This window comes from Geodermatophilus siccatus (assembly GCF_900103785.1).
GTDB lineage: Bacteria > Actinomycetota > Actinomycetes > Mycobacteriales > Geodermatophilaceae > Geodermatophilus > Geodermatophilus siccatus.
On record NZ_FNHE01000001.1, the window covers coordinates 126,211 to 142,041 of the forward strand.

Below are 15,831 nucleotides of genomic sequence, written 5' to 3' on the forward strand. Positions count from 1 at the left end.
TCAGGCGAGGCGCCGGGCGCCTGCGGACGGCACGACCGCGAAGGCCCGCGGAGCCGTGAAGCCCTGCTGCGCGAAGCGGTCGGTGATCGCCCGCGCCACGCCGCCGGTGCGGTCGGCGTCGACCAGCACCACGGCGCTGCCACCGAAGCCGCCGCCGACCATCCGGGCGCCGGCGGCGCCGGCCTCCAGCGCGGTGTCCACGGCGGTGTCGAGCTCGACCGTGGAGATCTGGAAGTCGTCGCGCAGCGAGGCGTGCCCGGCGGTGAGCACCGGCCCGATCGCGCCGGGGTCGGCGGTCTCGCGCAGGATCCGCACGACCTCGAGGACGCGGGCGTTCTCGGTGACGATGTGCCGCGCGCGCCGCAGCAGCACCTCGCCCTCGGAGGTGCCGTCGTCCAGCGGGGCCAGCGCGGCCACGTCCGGGACGTCGCGCAGGGCGCGCACGCCGAGCCGCTCGGCGGCCTGCTCGCACTCGCGGCGCCGGTCGCCGTAGCCGCCGGTGGCGTGGTCGTGCGTCGTCCCGGTGTCGACGACGAGCAGCTCCAGCCCGGCCGCCCGCAGGTCCAGCGGCACCTGCTCGGTGCTGCGGTCGCGGGTGTCGAGGAACAGCGCGTGCCCGGCGGTGCACAGCAGCGAGGCGGACTGGTCGAGGATGCCGGTGGGCGCGCCCACGAAGTCGTTCTCCGCCCGCCGTGCCACGTCGACCAGGTCGGCGACGGCGAGGTCGGGGGCGGCGAGGTCCCGCAGCGCCAGCGCGACCGAGCAGGACAGCGCGGCGGACGACGACAGCCCCATGCCGGCCGGGACGTCGCCGTCGACGAGGACGCTCACCCCGCCGGGCACGCGGTCGCGCAGCGCGTCGACGACGCCGGCCGGGTAGCCCGCCCAGCCACCGGGCCGCCCGGGCGCGAGCTCGGTGACCGGCACCTCCACCCGGTCGTCGGGGTGCTGTGCGGAGACGAGGGCGACCAGCCCGTCGTCCCGGCGGGCGACCGCGGCGCGCGTGGTCTGCGGCAGCGCCACCGGCAGCACGAAGCCGTCGTTGTAGTCGGTGTGCTCGCCGATGACGTTCACCCGGCCCGGTGCGGCCCAGACCCCTTCGGGCGGCCCGCCGAACGCCTCGGCGAACGCCTTCCGGGCCACGTCCGCCGCCGTCACTGCGCCGTCCCCACGTTCCTCAGCTGCTCGGCGACGTCCTCCGGGACCGTGTCGGTGATGAAGGCGCCCATGCCGGACTCCGACCCGGCCAGGTACTTCAGCTTCCCGGGCGCCCGGCGCAACGAGAACAGCTGCAGGTGCAGCCACCAGTCCTCGCGCCCGCGGCCGACCGGGGCCTGGTTCCAGGAGGCGATGTAGGGCATCGGGGTGTCGAAGCGGTGGGCGAAGCGGCCCAGCACGTCGAGGTAGATCTCGGCCAGGGCGTCGCGCTCCGCGGCCGTGAGCGCGGGCAGGTCGGGCACCCGGCGGTGCGGGAAGACCTGCAGCTCGTAGGGCCAGCGGGCGGCGGCCGGCACGAACGCCGTCCAGTGCTCGTTGGCGGTGACCACGCGGGGCCCGGCGCGCTCGGCCGTGAGCACGTCGGCGAACAGGTCGCCGCCGGTCTCCCGCCGGTGCCGCTCGACCGAGGCCAGCACCTTCTCCACCCGCGGCGTCACGAACGGGTAGGCGTAGATCTGCCCGTGCGGGTGGGAGAGGGTCACCCCGATCTCCTCGCCGGAGTTCTCGAAGACGAAGACCTGCCCGATCCCGTCGACGGCCGACAGCTCGGCGGTGCGCTCGGCCCACACGTCGACGACCAGCCGGGCCCGGTCGGCGCCGAGCGTGGCGAAGGACCGGTCGTGCTCGCTGGTGAAGACCACGACCTCGCAGCGGCCGAAGCCGGGGCGCAGCTCGGTCAGCGGGGCGCCGGGCGCGGTCGGGGGGACGTCGCGCTCGACGGCCGTCGCCAGGGACGGGAAGCGGTTCTCGAAGACGACGACCTGGTAGTCGGCCTCGGGGACCTCGGTGGGTTCGCGGCCGGGCCGGGTCGGGCAGAGCGGGCAGAGGTCCGCCGGGGGCAGGAAGGTCCGCGTCTGCCGGTGCGAGGCCAGGACGACCCACTCGCCGAGCAGCGGGTCCCGGCGCAGCTGCGAGCGGGTGCTGACCGGGGGCAGGTCACGGGGGTCCTCGGCGGTGCGCGGCGGCGCGGTGTCCCCGGCGTCGAAGTAGAGGATCTCCCGGCCGTCGGCCAGCCGACGACTCGTCCGGATCACGGGTGGGACCTGCCTTCCCGCCGCTCGTGACTGTGCGTGAGCGGCGTCCCGACGCTAGACCCGCCCCAGCGACCCGGCCACTCCGGCGGCCCCGGGGACGACGAGAGCCCCCGGTCGGGTGACCGGGGGCTCTCGCTCGCTGTAGCCCCGAAGGGATTCGAACCCTCGCTACCGCCGTGAGAGGGCGGCGTCCTGGGCCGCTAGACGACGGGGCCGAGCACGCCCATGGTGCCATGTGCCGTCCGGGGCCCGCGCACCGGGGTGGGCGCCCCCGGAGACGACGAGAGCCCCCGGTCGGGTGACCGGGGGCTCTCGCTCGCTGTAGCCCCGAAGGGATTCGAACCCTCGCTACCGCCGTGAGAGGGCGGCGTCCTGGGCCGCTAGACGACGGGGCCGTGCGGGTGGTGCTGAGGAAGTGTGTCTCCAGGCAGACGTCTTCCTCGCTGGGGTACCAGGACTCGAACCTAGACTAACGGAACCAGAAACCGTCGGGCTGCCAATTACCCCATACCCCAAGGGTGGTGCTGCACCTCGCGGCGCTGCACAACACCATACCCGATGCCCGGGGGTGGTCCGGGCACCCCCCACGGTGACGGTGGTCGCAGGTCGAGCGCGGCGGTCCGCACCTCCGGCCGCAGCCACCGGCGGGTGCGCACGACCAGGCCGACGTACGCGGCCATGGCGAGCAGGTCGATGAGCACCACGAGCACGCCGGTCCCGGCCGGGACGGCGTCGGTGGCCACGCCCTCCCCCAGCGAGCCGGCCAGCAGGAAGACCACCACGTTGTTGACGGCGTGCAGCACGATCGCCGCCTCGAGGCCACCCGTGAGCCAGACGACCGCCGAGGCCGCCAGCCCGAAGGCGAACCGGTCCAGGAACGTCCAGACGTCGGGCGGCAGGTGGGCCGCCGAGAACAGCGCGGCGGTCAGCACCGCCGCCACCACCGCGCCCGCGCGGGGCCGGCCCACCCACCCGGCGATCGCCTGGCTGAGGTACCCGCGGAACACGTACTCCTCCGCGGCCGACTGCAACGGCGTGGTCAGCAGCACGACGAGCAGCAGCCATCCGAACCCGTCGACCGGGCCGGTGGCCTCCCAGTCCCCGGCCACGAAGCCCAGCAGGACGCTCAGCAGGAGCCCGGCAGCGAGCGTGGGCAGCGCCAGCAGCGTGTACGGCGCCAGCAGCCGCCACCGCAGCCGGGCCAGCACCGACGACGACCAGCCGATCCGCATCCCGTGCGCGGCGGCCCACGACAGCCACACGCAGGGGATGGCGACGATCAGCGAGATGTTCGTGAGCAGCAGCAGGCCGGGGTCGGTGAGGTCGGTCGGGTCGATCGCCGTGGGGTCCGGCAGCGCCCCGGTCGCGAAGCCGGCGACGAACACCACCGCGGTCGCCACGAGGGTGGCGACGAGGTAGACCGCGGTGAACAGCAGCAGGCCCAGCAGCGGCCGCCACCAGTGCCAGTCGCGCGAGCGCATGGCCTGCAGGTAGTCGACCGGTTCGTCGTGCGGCGGGGTGCCCGGCGGCAGCTGCCACCGCATCCCGGGCGGGGGCACCCACGGCGGCGCGGGAGGCGGCCCCCACGGCGGGGCGGTGTGCGGCCCCGGCTGCAGCGGCACCGGTCCGAGCGGCCACGGGACCGGACCGGCCGCCGTCCCCGCGGCCGGCGGCGCGTGCCCGCCGTACAGCGCCCCGGGGACGTGGGGCGGCGCGGCGTAGGGCCCGGTCGGCGGTGGCCCGGCGTAGGGCTCGTCGTCCGGCACGGCCCAGCCGGGCGGTCCCGCTGCGCTCATCCGGTCACCCGGGGACGGCGGCCCGCGCCGCGGCGAGGCGGGCGAGGCTGCGCTCGCGACCCAGCAGCTCGATGGACTCGTACAGCGGCGGCGACACCGTGCGGCCGCTGACGGCGACGCGCACCGGGCCGAACGCCTGGCGCGGCTTGCGGCCCAGCCCCTCGACGAGCGCCTCCCTGAGCGCGGTCTCGATGGCCGGCGTCGTCCACTCGGGCAGCTGGCGCAGCGCGGCCTGCGCGGCGTCGAGCACCTCGGCCGCCTCCGGGCCGGCCAGCTGCTTGGCCGCGGCCGCCGGGTCGATCTCGACGTCGTCCACGAACAGGAAACCGAGCAGCCCCACGGCGTCGGAGAGGACGATCATGCGCTCCTGGGCCAGCGGGGCGATCGTCTCGAGGACGCGCCACTGCTCGGCCGTCGGCGGCTCCGCGACCAGCCCGGCGCGGGCGAGGAAGGGCACCACCCGCTCGGTGAAGTCCTCCACCGGCAGCGCGCGCAGGTGGGTGGCGTTGATCGCCTCGGCCTTCTTCAGGTCGAAGCGGGCCGGGTTGGCGCTGACCCGGGTGACGTCGAAGGCCTCGACCATCTCCTGCATCGAGAAGACGTCGCGGTCCTCGGCGATCGACCAGCCCAGCAGGGCGAGGTAGTTGGCGAAGCCCTCGGGGACGAAGCCGCGCTCGCGGTAGACGTCGACGTTGGACTGCGGGTCGCGCTTCGAGAGCTTCCTGTTGCCCTCCCCCGTCACGTAGGGGAGGTGGCCGAAGCGCGGCGCGCCGGAGGCGACGCCGATGTCGGCCAGCGCGCCGTAGAGCGCCAGCTGCCGCGGCGTGGAGGGCAGCAGGTCCTCCCCGCGCAGGACGTCGGTGATGCCCATCAGGGCGTCGTCCACCGGGTTGACGAACGGGTAGAGCGGCACCCCGTTGGCCCGGACGATGACGAAGTCAGGCACGGAACCGGCGGCGAAGCGGATCTCCCCGCGGACCAGGTCGGTCCAGGCGAGGTCCTCGTCGGGCATCCGCAGCCGCAGCACCGGCTCGCGGCCCTCGGCGCGGAGGGCCGCCTTCTGCTCGTCGGTGAGGAACCGGTCGGCGTTGTCGTAGCCGAGCTTCGGGTCCTGCCCCGCGGCCAGCCGGCGGGCCTCGACCTCCTCGTTGGTGGAGAAGGACTCGTAGGCGTGCCCCGCCGCCAGCAGCTTCTGGGCGACCTCGCGGTAGACCTCGTGCCGCTCGGACTGCCGGTAGGGCCCGTGCGGGCCGCCGACCTCTGGGCCCTCGTCCCACTCCAGGCCCAGCCAGCGCAGGCTGTCGAGCAGGTGCCGGTAGGACTCCTCGGAGTCGCGCGAGGCGTCGGTGTCCTCGATGCGGAAGACGAACGTGCCGCCGGTGTGCCGGGCGTGCGCCCAGTTGAACAGCGCGGTCCGGAGCAGGCCGACGTGCACCATGCCCGTCGGCGACGGGCAGAACCGGGTGCGGGTCGTCGTCGGGGCGGTGGGCGGGAGGCCGGTCGCGGTCACCGCAGGCCGCCGGCGGTGGAGGCGGTGTCGGCGCCGCTGACACCGTTGACCAGGGAACCCAGGCCCTCGATGGCGCACTCCACCCGCTGGCCGGGCCGGATCGGGCCCACGCCGCTGGGGGTGCCGGTGAGCACGACGTCGCCGGGCAGCAGGGTCATCACCTGCGAGATGTAGGAGACCAGCGTCGGGATGCCGAAGAGCAGCTGGCTGGTGCGGCCGGACTGGCGCAGCTCGCCGTCCACCGTGCAGGTGACCTCCAGGTCGGCGGGGTCCTTGCCCAGGCCGGCGAGGTCGGTCTCGATCCACGGGCCCAGCGGGCAGAAGGAGTCGAAGCCCTTGGCGCGGGTCCACTGCCCGTCGCTGGCCTGCATGTCCCGCTCGGTGACGTCGTTGGCGATCGTGTAGCCGAACACGCTGCCCAGCGCCTGCTCCGGGGTGACGTGGCGGGCGCCGCGGGCGCCGATGACGACGGCCAGCTCGACCTCGTGGTGGACGTTGGTGCTGCCCGGTGGGATGCGGATGGCGTCGCCCGGGCCGATGACCGTCGTCGACGGCTTGAGGAACAGCAGCGGCTGCGACGGGGCGTCGCCGGTGCCCATCTCCTCGACGTGGGCCGCGTAGTTCTTGCCGACGGCCACCACCTTGCTCGGCAGGATCGGCGAGAGCAGCCGCACGTCGGCCTGCGCGTAACGCTGGCCGGTGAAGGAGATGGTGCCGAACGGGTGGCCCTCGATCTGGGCGACCTGGCCGTCGCCGTCGAGGACGCCGAAGGACATGCCCGAGGGCGAGGCGAAGCGGACGATGCGCACGCCCCGAGGCTAGTCGCCGCTTCGCGCGCGCCCGTGCCGAGGAGGACCTACCGTGCCCCCATGGCCTGCCGTTTCTCGGAACTCGTGGTGGACAGCCGCGATCCCGAGGCGCTGGCGGCCTTCTGGGCCGAGGTCCTCGGGTACGAGGTCCTCGGCCGGGAGGAGGACGGCGCCGTGGAGATCGGTCCCGTCACCGGCTTCGGCGGTCCGGCGCCGACGCTCGTCTTCGCCCCGGTGGCCGAGCCGACACCGGGGAAGGTGCGGCTGCACGTCGACGTCAGCCCCACCGACCGCGACCAGGACGCCGAGCTGGCACGGCTGCTCGCGCTGGGAGCCACCCGGGCGGACGTGGGCCAGCGGGAGGGTCGGGCGGGTGAGCAGGATGCAGTGAGCTGGTACGTGCTGGCCGATCCGGAGGGCAACGAGTTCTGCCTCCTGCGCCGCCGCCTCGATCCGCTGTGACCGAGTCCTGACAGAGGAGACCGACATGATCCTGATCGTCATCAAGATGCCCGTCCGGCCCGACCGCATCGACGAGTTCCGGACCCACGCCGACGAGTACGCCCGGGCGGTGAACGCCGAGGAGGGCAGCCTGTTCTTCGAGTGGTCCCGCAGCGTCGAGGACCCCAACACCTTCGTCTGCATCGAGGGCTTCCGGGACTCCGAGGCCGGCGCCTCGCACGTCGCCACCCCGCACGCCAAGGCCGCGTTCGACTGGATGTCCGACCTGGTCGCCGAACAGCCGCAGATCATCTACATCGACGCCCCGGAGGTCAGCGGCTTCGGCCCCATGGGCGAGGTCCAGCCCAGGGGCTAGCCGCCGCGGGTCGCGGGGGGGACGCGTCGTCCTCCGCGCAACCGCTGCTGCACCTGCGAGAGTGATCACGTGACCCGCGCTCTCGCGGTGCTGACGTGCCTCGCGCTGCTCACGGTCGTGGTCGAGGCGACCGACGACCCGCGCCCGCTGCTCGCCGTCGCCCTCGGCGTGACGTTCGCGGCGCACGCGCTCGTCGCGCTGCCCTGGCTCGCCGGTCAGCCCGTGCCCCGCCGGTACTGGCTGACCGCCGGACACGTGTGCCTGCAGCTCCCCCTCGGCGCGCTGATGTTCGGCGCGGCGCACGCCGGGGTGGGGGCGACCCTGCTGCTGCTCGTGCTGGTCGCGCAGAGCGTGCTGCTCCTGCCGCTGCCGGCCGCCGCCGTGGTCACGGCACTGGTCCCCCTCGTGCACGCCGGGATGGGCTGGGCCGACTTCGCGCGCAACGGCCTCGGGATGCTGGGCGCGGCGGTCTTCACCGCGGTCGTCACCGCACTGCTCCAGCGGGAGCAGCAGGCCCGAGGCGAGCTGGCCGAGGCGAACGAGCGGCTGCGCGGGTACGCCGCACAGGCCGAGGAGCTCGCGACCACGCGGGAGCGCAACCGGCTGGCCCGCGACATCCACGACGGCCTCGGCCACCACCTGACCGTCGTGCAGATGCAGGTGCAGGCCGCGCGGGCCGTGCTGCCGTCGGACCCCGGCCGCGCCGACGAGGTGCTCGCCAAGGCCCAGCAGCAGGCCAGCGAGGCGCTGGCCGAGGTCCGCCGGTCGGTGGCCACGCTGCGCGAGCCCCGGACGTCGCCGCCGCTGCGCGCCGCGCTCGAGGCGCTCACCGCCGAGGTCTCCGCGGCCGGCGTCCCCGCGACGCTCGAGGTCGTCGGTACCGAGCGGCGGCTGCCCGCGGAGGCCGAGGAGTCCCTGTTCCGGTCGGCGCAGGAGGGGCTGACCAACGTCCGCAAGCACGCGGCGGCGACCTCGGCCCGGGTGACCCTGACCTACGGCGACGACGGGACGGTGCGGCTGAGCGTGCGGGACGACGGCTGCGGCCTGCCTGCGGGTGCGCACGACGCGGACCCGCGCGGCTTCGGGCTGGTCGGGTTGCGGGAGCGGGCGGCGCGCGCCGGCGGGCAGCTGGTCGTGGCACCGGTCCCGGGCGGGGGCACCGAGCTGCTGGTGGAGGTGCCGGGATGAGCGCCGTCCGCGTGCTGGTGGTCGACGACCAGGCGCTGTTCCGCGAGGCGTTGGCCACGCTGCTGGGCGCCCGGCCCGAGGTCGAGGTCGTCGGGGAGGCCGGGAACGGGCACCAGGCGCTGGAGCGGGCGGCCGCGCTGCAGCCCGACGTCGTCCTGATGGACCTGCACATGCCGGTGCTCGACGGGATCGCCGCGACCCGGCGGCTCAAGGTCGAGCAGCCCGGTGTGCGGGTGCTGGCGCTGACGACCTTCGACGACGACGAGGACGTCTTCGCGGCGCTGCGGGCCGGCGCGCTGGGCTACCTGCTCAAGGACGTCTCCTCCGACCGCCTGGTCGAGGCGGTGCTGTCGGCGGCGCGCGGGGAGTCGGTGCTGCAGCCCTCGGTCGCGGCGAAGGTGGTGGCCCGCTTCGCGCAGCTGGACGACGCCCCGCGGTCCCGGCCGCAGCCGCTGGTCGTGCCGCTGTCCGACCGCGAGCTCGACGTGCTCCGGCTGCTGGCCGACGGCCGCAGCAACCGGGAGATCGCGACGGCGCTGTTCCTGGCCGAGGGCACGGTCAAGAACCACGTGACCAACGTGCTGGGCAAGCTCGGCGCCCGGGACCGCACCCAGGCGGCGCTGCGCGCCCGGGCCCTCGACCTGCTCTGAGGGGTCATGCCGGGACGTGACCGGCGACCGTGACCTCCGGCACCTGGCAGGGACGGCGCGGCGTCCGACGCTCTCCGGCATGACGACGCAGACCCCTCCCCGGCACGCGCACAGCCGCGGCCGGCGCACCTGGCACCTCGTCCGCCACTACCTCGAGATGGTCGTCGCGATGGTGGTCGGGATGGCGGTGCTGGGCCCGGTCGAGGCCCTCCTCTGGCCCGGCGTGGACGACCGGGTCGACGTGCACGCCGTGGTCATGGCCACCAACATGGCCGTCGCGATGGCCGCCTGGATGCGGTTCCGCGGCCACTCCTGGCCCGCGATCGCGGAGATGTCCGCGGCGATGTACGTGCCGTTCGCCGTCCTGCTGGTGCCCTACTGGGCGGGCGCGGTGTCCGGCTCGTTCCTGTTCACCGCCGGGCACGTGCTGATGCTCCCCGCCATGGCGCTGGCGATGTGGTGGCGCCTCGACGAGTACGCCGGCTGCTGAGGACACCGAGAGTGCGCGGAGGAGGACCTGTCCAGGACCTGCGACAGGTCCTCCTCCGCGCACTCGTGCGGCGTCAGCGGTTGCGGACGGCGTAGGTGAGGGCGTCGACCAGGGCGTGCCAGGAGGCCTCGACGATGTTGTCGTGGACGCCCACGGTGGTCCACTCCCCCACCCCGTCGGTGCTGTCGATCAGCACCCGGGTCGTGGCGCCGCTGCCGCCCTTCCAGCCCAGGATGCGGACCTTGTAGTCGGCCAGCGAGACGTCGGCCAGCTGCGGGTAGCGGCTGACCAGCGCCTGGCGCAGCGCGTTGTCCAGCGCGTTGACCGGGCCGTTGCCCTCGCCGGTGCTGATGACCCGCTGCCCGTCGACGTGCACCTTGACCGTGGCCTCGCTCATGACCTGGCCGTTGCCCCAGTGCTCGACGGAGGTCCGGTAGCTCTCCAGCTCGAACAGCGGCGGCGGTGCGTCGGGCAGCTCGGCGCGCAGCAGCAGCTCGAAGGAGGCGTCGGCGGCCTCGAACGACCAGCCGTCGGCCTCGAGCACCTTGACCCGGTCGACGACCCGGCCGATGACGTCGGTGTGCCCGTCGAGGTCGACGCCGAGCTCGCGGCCCTTGAGCTCCACCGACGCCCGGCCGGCCATCTCGGTGACCAGGATGCGCATGTCGTTGCCCACGAGCTCGGGGTCGAGGTGGTTGTACAGCTCGGGGCTGACCTTGATCGCGCTGGCGTGCAGGCCGGCCTTGTGCGCGAACGCCGAGGCGCCGACGTAGGGCTGGTGCTCGTCGGGGGCGATGTTGGCCAGCTCGGCGATGGCGTGGCTGACCCGCTGCAGCTCGGTCAGGCAGCCCTCGGGGACGACCGGCAGGCCCATCTTGGTGACCAGGTTGGCGATCAGCACGAAGGTGTCGGCGTTGCCGGCGCGCTCGCCGTAGCCGTTCGCCGTCCCCTGCACGTGGGTGACGCCGGCCTCGACCGCGGCCAGGGTGTTGGCGACGGCACAGCCGGTGTCGTCCTGGCAGTGGATGCCCAGGCGGCCCTCGACCCGGGCGCGGACGTCGGCGACGACCCGGCCGACGCCCATCGGCAGCATCCCGCCGTTGGTGTCGCACAGGACCCCGACCTCGGCGCCCGCGGCGAAGGCCGTCCGCAGCACCTCGACGCCGTGGTCGGGGTCGGCGGCGTAGCCGTCGAAGAAGTGCTCGCAGTCGACGAACACCCGCCGGCCGTGCCCGACCAGGAAGGCGACGGTGTCGCGCACCATCGCGAGGTTCTCCTCGAGCGTCGTCCGCAGCGCCTCGCGCACGTGCCGGACGTCGGACTTCGCGACCAGGCAGACCACCGGCGTCTCGGCGTCGAGCAGTGCGCGCACCTGGGCGTCGTCCTCGACGCGGACGCCGGCCTTGCGGGTGGAGCCGAACGCCACCAGCTGGGCGTGCCGCAGCTTGAGCTCGGTGCGGGCGCGGGCGAAGAACTCGGTGTCCTTGGGCAGCGCGCCCGGCCACCCACCTTCGATGAAGCCGACGCCGATCTCGTCGAGCAGCCGGGCGACGGCCAGCTTGTCGGCGACGGAGTAGCTCACGCCCTCGCGCTGGGCGCCGTCGCGCAGCGTGGTGTCGAAGACGTGGAAGTCGAGCGGGGTGGACATCGGATCTCCTGCGGGTGGGCGGCCCGAACACCAAAAAGACCCCCCGGGTACGGGAGGTCGGCGCGCGGTCGGGGAGGGGACTGCGCGCTACGTGCTAATGAGCGAGGCGATGGCGATCGAGCCGGCGGAGTGCATCGCCGTCGAGTAAAGCACGCCCGGACGTCCCGATCGACCGCCGCCGTGCCGTGCCCACCGATGGACTCCCGGGGTGAGCCCCGACACACTGCCCAGCGCAGGGTCGCAGACGACGTCCCATCGGGAGGCCCGGGTGCCCCATCCGTTCGACCGCAGCGGTACCGAGGTCGGCCCCGACGGCGTCCGGCGCTACACCCGGCTGCCCCGGAACCTGGTCACGATGCTGCGCACGGCGGTCGACGCGCACCCCGATGCGGAGGCGCTGGTCGAGCTCGGCGGCGAACGGGTGACCTACCGGCAGCTGTGGAACCGCGCGACGCGCGTCGCCGGCGGGCTGCGGGCCGCGGGCGTGCAGCCGGGCGACCGGGTCGCCAACCGGCTGGGCAACGGCAACGACTGGGTGTACGCGTTCTGGGGCACGCTGCTCGCTGGCGCGGTCGCCGTCCCGGTGAACACCCGCTTCGCCGATCCCGAGGTGCGCTACGTCCTGGAGGACTCCGGTGCCGCGTACGCCATCGAGCCCGGGGCCGCGCTGCCCGACGGCGAACCGCTGGAGGTGACCGAGCAGGGGCACACCGACCTGGCCGCGATCTTCTACACCAGTGGCACCACCGGCTTCCCCAAGGGTGCGATGACCACCCACGAGAACTTCCTGTCGAACGTCGAGACCTGCCTGCGCTGCCTGTCCCTCGACCGCCAGCAGCTGACCACGCTCATCTCGGTGCCGCTGTTCCACGTCACCGGCTGCAACTCCCAGCTGCTGGTGGTCACGGCGACCGGCGGGCGGGCGGTGGTCATGCCGGTCTTCGAGGTCCGCGCCTTCCTGCGCGCCATCGCCGACGAGCGCGTCGACGTGCTCACGACGGTGCCGGCGATCTACTGGTTGGCGCTGCAGCAACCGGACTTCGCCGACGTCGACACCTCGTCGGTGCGGGCGCTCAGCTACGGCGGGGCGCCCATCGCACCGGACCTCGTGCACCGCATCAAGGAGGCCTTCCCGACCGCGCGGGTCGGCAACGGCTTCGGGCTGACCGAGACGTCGTCGGTGTCCACCTACCTGCCCGACGAGTACGCCGCCGAACACGCCGACTCGGTGGGCTTCCCGGCGCCGGTGGTCGACCTGGACCTCGCCGACGCCGATCCGGGGACCGGTGTCGGCGAGCTGCTGATCCGGGGACCGAACGTCGTCGCCGGCTACTGGCGCAAGCCGGTGCAGACGGCGGAGTCGTTCGTCGATGGCTGGCTGCACAGCGGCGACCTCGCCCGCATCGACGACGAGGGCCTCGTGTACGTCGTCGACCGCAAGAAGGACATGATCAACCGCGGTGGCGAGAACGTGTACTGCGTCGAGGTGGAGAACGCCCTGGCCGCGCACCCGGCCGTGGGCGAGGTCGCGGTCGTCGGCGTCGCCGACCCGATGATGGGCGAGAAGGTCGGTGCCGTCGTCGTCCCCCTGCCCGGCCGGGCACTCGACCCGGACGACCTGGTCGCCTTCGCCCGCGAGCGGCTGGCCGACTTCAAGGTGCCGCAGTACCTGTCCGTCCGCAGCGAACCGCTGCCCCGCAACCCCGGCGGCAAGGTGCTCAAGCCGCCGCTGCGGGAGCAGGGCGACTGGCAGCCCGTCCGCTGAGAGAGGACCACCCGAGGAGATCCGTGCCCACCGTCGAGGCCGTCCGTGGCCCCGTTCGGGTCTCTCGGCGGCAACACCGATCCGGGCTCACCGTTGCGGGTCCGGGCTCACGACCGGTGGCGAGCCCGGACCCCGGGTGATCAGCTCAGCTGGTCATCCGGGGGCGCTCAGCCGCCGGCGAGCGCGGCGAGCCGGTCGCCGACCTCCTGGGTGCGCACCGGGGCCTGCGGGTCGCGGGTGGAGAGGTCGAAGGCGACGGCGGCGTTGACCTTGCGGGCCTGGTCGGCGCGGCCGAGGTGCTCGAGCAGCAGGCCGACCGACAGCACCGTGGCGGTGGGGTCGGCGACCCCCGTGCCGGCGATGTCGGGTGCCGAGCCGTGCACCGGCTCGAACATGCTGGGGTTGGTGCCCGAGGCGTCGAGGTTGCCGCTGGCGGCCAGCCCGATGCCACCGGTGACGGCCGCGGCCAGGTCGGTGACGATGTCGCCGAACAGGTTGTCGGTGACGATGACGTCGAAGCGGCCCGGGTCGGTCACGAAGAACATCGAGGCCGCGTCGACGTGCTGGTAGGCGACGGTGACCTCGGGGAACTCCGCGGAGACCTCCTCGACCGTCCGCGACCACAGCGACCCGGCGTGGGTGAGCACGTTGGTCTTGTGGATCAGCGTCAGGTGCTTGCGCGGCCGGGCGACGGCCCGCTCGAAGGCGTAGCGGACGACCCGCTCGACGCCGAACGCGGTGTTCAGGCTGACCTCGGTGGCCACCTCGTGCGGGGTGTCGCGGCGCAGGACGCCGCCGTTGCCCACGTAGGGCCCCTCGGTGCCCTCGCGCACGCACAGCATGTCGATGGCGCCGGGCCCGGCCAGCGGGCTGCGGACGCCGTCGAACAGCCGGGCCGGGCGCAGGTTGACGTGGTGGTCGAGCTCGAAGCGCAGCCGCAGCAGCAGGCCGCGCTCGAGGATCCCCGGCGGGACGCTGGGGTCGCCGATGGCGCCGAGCAGGATCCCGTCGTGCTGGCGCAGCTCGTCGAGCACCGTGTCCGGCAGCAGCTCGCCGGTGCGCTGCCACCGCGACGCGCCGAGGTCGTAGGGGGTGCTCTCGACGTCGGGCGCGACCGCGCGGAGGACCTTGAGGCCCTCGGCCACCACCTCCGGACCGATTCCGTCTCCAGGGATCACAGCCAGGCGCATGGGGACAGACCCTAGGTCAGCGCGGGGTGAGGTCCGCGGAGCGGGCCTCACGCGCGCCGATCCGGCCGGCGATGTCACCCAGCAGCTCGGCCGGGACCGGGCTGTCGACGGTCACCGCCATGAGCGCCTCGCCGCCGCGGGTGGTGCGGCTGACCTGCGCGCCGGCGATGTTGATCCCGGCCTCCCCCAGCGCCGCGCCGACCGTGCCGACGACGCCGGGCCGGTCGGTGTAGACGAAGAACAGCAGGTAGCCCGACGCGTCCAGGTCCATGTCGAAGCCGTTGACCTCGACCAGCTTGGGCACCTGGTTCTTGCCGAACAGGGTGCCGGAGACGGTCACCTCGGTGCCGTCGGCCATCGCGCCGCGGACGGTGATCAGGTTGCGGTAGTCGGGGCTCTCGACCTCGCTGGTCAGCGCCACCTCGAGGCCGCGCTGCTGGGCGAACAGCGGGGCGTTGACGTAGGTGACCTGCTCCTCGACCACGTCGGAGAACACGCCCTTGAGGACGGCGAGCTGCACCACCGAGTCGTCGAACTCGGCGATCTTGCCGCGGACCTCGACGGTGACCGACTGGGCCAGCCCGCCCGCGACGGCGGTGAACACCCGGCCGAGCTTCTCGGCCAGCGGCAGGCCCGGGCGGACGTCCTCGGCGACGACCCCGCCGGCCTGGACGTTCACCGCGTCGGGCACGAACTCGCCCTGCAGCGCCAGCCGCACCGAGTGCGCCACGGCGGTGCCGGCCTTGTCCTGCGCCTCGGTCGTGGAGGCGCCCAGGTGCGGGGTGACGACGGTGTTCGGCAGCTCGAACAGCGGGCTGTCGGTGCACGGCTCCTTGGCGTACACGTCGATGCCCGCCGCGCCGACCTGGCCCGACTTCAGCGCGTCGGCCAGCGCCGCCTCGTCGACCAGCCCGCCGCGGGCGGCGTTGACGATGATCACGCCGCGCTTGGTGGTGGCGAGCTCGGCGGCGCCGATGAGGCCCAGGGTCTCCGGCGTCTTGGGCAGGTGGATCGTGATGAAGTCCGCCTCGCGCAGCAGCTCCTCCAGCGACACCATGCGGACGCCGAGCTGGGCGGCCCGGCCCGGCTGGATGTAGGGGTCGTAGGCGATGAGCGTGACGCCGAAGGCGGCCAGCCGCTGGGCGACCAGCTGGCCGATCCGCCCCAGGCCGACCACGCCGAGGACCTTGTCGGTGACCTCGACGCCGGTGAACTTGGAGCGCTTCCAGGTGCCCTCGCGCAGCGACGCGTCGGCGGCCGGGATGTGGCGCGCGGCGGCCAGCAGCAGGGCCACCGCGTGCTCGGCGGCGCTGACGATGTTCGAGGTCGGGGCGTTGACCACCATGACCCCGCGCTCGGTCGCCGCGGACACGTCGACGTTGTCCAGGCCGATGCCGGCGCGGGCGACGACCTTGAGGTTCGGGGCGGCGGCCAGCGCCTCGGCGTCGATCTGCGTGGCGCTGCGGATCATCACCGCGGCGGCGTCGGCCAGCGCGGGCAGCAGGGCGGCGCGGTCGGCGCCGTCCACGTGACGGATCTCGACGTCACGCCCCAGCACCTCCAGCACGCTGGGAGCGAGTTCCTCGGCGATCAGGACGACGGGCGCGGTCGTGGTCACGGGACCACAGCCTAGGGAGCAGCGCGGCCCCGGGCCCACCAGCCCCTTCCCGTGGCGATCGGCGATCCCCCGCCGAGGGGTGGGGTCGCTTGCCCGGG

Annotated in this window: 14 protein-coding genes and 3 tRNA genes; 6 read left to right on the top strand and 11 right to left on the bottom strand. The window is 74.0% G+C overall.

Annotated features, from left to right (window positions below; translation table 11 throughout):
• From galK to BLS21_RS00620, 8 genes are all read right to left on the bottom strand, one after another.
• On the bottom strand, positions 1–1,158 hold the full coding sequence (gene galK / locus BLS21_RS00585; protein ID WP_091212511.1) for a galactokinase: 1,158 nt from the start codon (positions 1,156–1,158) through the stop codon (positions 1–3).
• Positions 1,155–2,252, bottom strand: a complete 1,098-nt coding sequence (gene galT / locus BLS21_RS00590; protein WP_091212514.1) for a galactose-1-phosphate uridylyltransferase — start codon at positions 2,250–2,252, stop codon at positions 1,155–1,157. The genes galK and galT overlap by 4 nt, the downstream gene beginning before the upstream one ends.
• 142 nt (positions 2,253–2,394) lie before the next feature.
• A tRNA-Glu gene (locus BLS21_RS00595) sits at positions 2,395–2,467 on the bottom strand.
• Between the two features lie 107 nt (positions 2,468–2,574).
• Positions 2,575–2,647 (bottom strand) — tRNA-Glu (locus BLS21_RS00600).
• A gap of 48 nt (positions 2,648–2,695) precedes the next feature.
• Positions 2,696–2,767, bottom strand: a tRNA-Gln gene (locus BLS21_RS00605).
• Positions 2,753–4,048 carry a type II CAAX endopeptidase family protein gene (locus tag BLS21_RS00610; RefSeq protein ID WP_139176982.1) on the bottom strand — a complete coding sequence of 432 codons (1,296 nt, stop codon included), beginning with the start codon at positions 4,046–4,048 and terminating at the stop codon, positions 2,753–2,755. The genes BLS21_RS00605 and BLS21_RS00610 overlap by 15 nt, the downstream gene beginning before the upstream one ends.
• Before the next feature lie 4 nt (positions 4,049–4,052).
• A complete protein-coding gene (gene gltX / locus BLS21_RS00615; RefSeq protein WP_091212519.1) occupies positions 4,053–5,558 on the bottom strand; it encodes a glutamate--tRNA ligase in 1,506 nt (501 codons plus the stop codon).
• The gene (locus BLS21_RS00620; RefSeq protein WP_091212521.1) at positions 5,555–6,367 is read right to left on the bottom strand and encodes a fumarylacetoacetate hydrolase family protein; all 813 of its coding nucleotides are present in this window, start codon (positions 6,365–6,367) and stop codon (positions 5,555–5,557) included. Before BLS21_RS00620 ends, gltX begins: the two co-directional genes overlap by 4 nt.
• A 60-nt stretch (positions 6,368–6,427) precedes the next feature.
• Here BLS21_RS00620 and BLS21_RS00625 point away from each other — a divergent pair, with 60 nt between their 5' ends.
• From BLS21_RS00625 to BLS21_RS00645, 5 genes are all read left to right on the top strand, one after another.
• Positions 6,428–6,829: a VOC family protein gene (locus BLS21_RS00625; protein WP_091212524.1), complete on the top strand. Its 402-nt coding sequence runs from the start codon at positions 6,428–6,430 to the stop codon at positions 6,827–6,829.
• Between the two features lie 25 nt (positions 6,830–6,854).
• Positions 6,855–7,184 (top strand): putative quinol monooxygenase, encoded by a 330-nt coding sequence (locus tag BLS21_RS00630; RefSeq protein WP_091212526.1) that lies wholly within the window; start codon positions 6,855–6,857, stop codon positions 7,182–7,184.
• 69 nt (positions 7,185–7,253) lie between these two features.
• Complete coding sequence (locus BLS21_RS00635) at positions 7,254–8,372, top strand: sensor histidine kinase (protein ID WP_091212529.1); 1,119 nt, start codon at positions 7,254–7,256, stop codon at positions 8,370–8,372.
• Positions 8,369–9,022 (top strand): response regulator, encoded by a 654-nt coding sequence (locus BLS21_RS00640; RefSeq protein WP_091212531.1) that lies wholly within the window; start codon positions 8,369–8,371, stop codon positions 9,020–9,022. The genes BLS21_RS00635 and BLS21_RS00640 overlap by 4 nt, the downstream gene beginning before the upstream one ends.
• A gap of 79 nt (positions 9,023–9,101) precedes the next feature.
• Positions 9,102–9,512 (top strand): hypothetical protein, encoded by a 411-nt coding sequence (locus tag BLS21_RS00645; RefSeq protein ID WP_091213670.1) that lies wholly within the window; start codon positions 9,102–9,104, stop codon positions 9,510–9,512.
• A 73-nt stretch (positions 9,513–9,585) separates the two neighbouring features.
• Here the strand turns inward: BLS21_RS00645 and cimA are convergent, their stop codons facing one another.
• On the bottom strand, positions 9,586–11,160 hold the full coding sequence (cimA, locus tag BLS21_RS00650) for a citramalate synthase (protein WP_091212533.1): 1,575 nt from the start codon (positions 11,158–11,160) through the stop codon (positions 9,586–9,588).
• 268 nt (positions 11,161–11,428) lie between these two features.
• Between cimA and BLS21_RS00655 the strand changes: the two genes are divergently transcribed.
• A complete protein-coding gene (locus BLS21_RS00655; protein ID WP_245699874.1) occupies positions 11,429–12,925 on the top strand; it encodes a class I adenylate-forming enzyme family protein in 1,497 nt (498 codons plus the stop codon).
• Between the two features lie 167 nt (positions 12,926–13,092).
• Here the strand turns inward: BLS21_RS00655 and BLS21_RS00660 are convergent, their stop codons facing one another.
• Positions 13,093–14,115 (bottom strand): 3-isopropylmalate dehydrogenase, encoded by a 1,023-nt coding sequence (locus tag BLS21_RS00660; protein WP_091212536.1) that lies wholly within the window; start codon positions 14,113–14,115, stop codon positions 13,093–13,095.
• Positions 14,116–14,131: 16 nt separating this feature from the next.
• A complete protein-coding gene (gene serA / locus BLS21_RS00665; protein ID WP_091212538.1) occupies positions 14,132–15,733 on the bottom strand; it encodes a phosphoglycerate dehydrogenase in 1,602 nt (533 codons plus the stop codon).
• Positions 15,734–15,831 lie beyond the last annotated feature (98 nt).